We start from the raw sequence: 1,862 nt of genomic DNA on the forward strand, positions 1-1,862 counted from the left end.
TCTTCGCCAGCCTTGCGTCCCGGCATGTTCTTTGCCGGCATTGCGACCTGGGCCTTTCTTGCCCAGCCTTGCGTCTAATGTTTTATACCAGCCTCACCTCCTCATACACTCTCTCCGAATGTTTTTTAGCCAATAACTAACTCTACCAGTTCCTTCCCGTCGAAAACTCTTATCAAGTGATTATTCGTGTCGGCTATGTACAACAGCCCGTTATAGTATTTGACATCGTTTGGCTCGAAAAGACCGAGAGTAGAGCACTTTTCTCCATCCAGGGTACAGGTTCCCTCTCCCAGATTCTTGATTATCGTCTCGACACGCCTGATTCCCAGATCGATCTTTCTTATTGCGTGATTATAGGTGTCGGCAACGTATAGAAATCTATCATTACCGTGAATACCCAGCGGGTGCTGGAACAGAGCCCTTTGAAGAATCCCGTCGATATGGCCGAATGAAAAGAGTCCGCTTCCTGCAACGGTGTCACTTTTTCTTCTTCGAGATCTACATACCTTATCCCCGAAACCTCCGAATCGGCAACGTAAAGACTCTTTCCATCCAGGTAGATTCCACTGGGCTGAGCGAAATTCGCATCCTTTAGCGAACCGTCTTCAATGTTCTCGGCTCCGCTCCCTGCAAATGAACGGATTGTGTTCTCCTTCAAATCCAGCCTCCAGATCTGATGCATTCCGGTCATAGCGATATAGAGGCACCTTCCGTCTGACTGCAGATCCCAAGGGGAGTTAAGCCGCGCCTTTGACGCATCGCCGCTGTACTGCCAGCTGAAGCCCTGAAAACCGTCGCCCGAGATCGTCCTTAATTTTCTTTCTCTCAAATCGGCTTTTCTGATTGCATGGTTCTCTGTATCGGCTATGTAGAGTACACCATCTGAATAGACCATGCCCTGAGGCCTGTTTAGTCGAGCCTCGTCGAAAGTTCCATCTTCGAAGCCTCTGTTCTGACCCCCGATCTGATCGATCACCTTTGCTTCAAAAGGAGAGGCAAGCTCCGTTACGAGTATTCGATCGTTGTTCGAATCGCTTATAAACATCGTTCTTGAATCACCAAAAGCAATCTTCCCTGGAAAGGAAAGAGTCGAATCTTTCTTGGATGACTTAGGCGTCACCGGGATCCTCTCATTGCTTAGAATCCCTCTCCTCTTCCCATCCTCGAGAGCTGTGGAGATCTCATTTGAGAGGTAATCTCGCTTGCCCTCGCCCGAGGTTTTTGACAAAATCCTTCCGTCGGGTCCGATCAGAACATAGGACGGCCACGCGCGAATTACATACCTGTCCCAAAGGTAATACTCATTGTCGATCAGAACGGGATGTTCTATTTCATAGCGCTCGACAGCGGCTCTGATATTCTTCTCTTCGCGTTCGTTCTCAAACTTCGCGGAGTGGACACCGATAACGAGAAAAGGACTGTCTTTATACTTCTCTTCCAGCCACTTTAGGTCCGGGATCACATGAATGCAGTTTATGCAGCAGTAAGTCCAGAAATCAAACAGCACGACATACCCTTTGAGATCCTCTAGAGTCAAGGGTCGCTCTACATTTATCCACCTACCGGAAGACGGAAACTCCACTGCTTTTCCATACAAATCAATCACCTCTTTCCAGCTTTGACTGAGAATCGCAATAATTGGATCACATCGAGATTCTTCCAGCCTCGAACTCACTTGAAAAGTGCATAACATGTAGGAGAACGGTAAGCACAGCAGGCGGCGTTCTATGCATTAGATAGGATTGCGCTGTTTCATTGCTTCTCGTGAGAGTTATTCTCTTATGAAATCCGAAAACGTCTCGAGGGTTCGGATTCTCGCCCTCTCTCCTCATCTCGTGCCCTCGATGCTCTTCTTTGAAACA

General features: G+C 48.1%; 3 protein-coding genes. All 3 read right to left on the minus strand.

Features of this window, described 5'->3' with window-relative positions:
- Positions 1–125: 125 nt before the first annotated feature.
- Positions 126–203 (minus strand): hypothetical protein, encoded by a 78-nt coding sequence (locus B3157_RS08310; protein WP_292590071.1) that lies wholly within the window; start codon positions 201–203, stop codon positions 126–128.
- Between the two features lie 137 nt (positions 204–340).
- On the minus strand, positions 341–1,597 hold the full coding sequence (locus tag B3157_RS08315) for a thioredoxin-like domain-containing protein (protein ID WP_292590069.1): 1,257 nt from the start codon (positions 1,595–1,597) through the stop codon (positions 341–343).
- 46 nt (positions 1,598–1,643) lie between these two features.
- The coding region (locus B3157_RS08320) for a hypothetical protein (RefSeq protein WP_292590070.1) at positions 1,644–1,862 on the minus strand (219 nt) is incomplete at its 5' end.

It is taken from the genome of Mesotoga sp. UBA5557, from assembly GCF_002425715.1.
In the GTDB taxonomy this organism is placed as follows: domain Bacteria; phylum Thermotogota; class Thermotogae; order Petrotogales; family Kosmotogaceae; genus Mesotoga.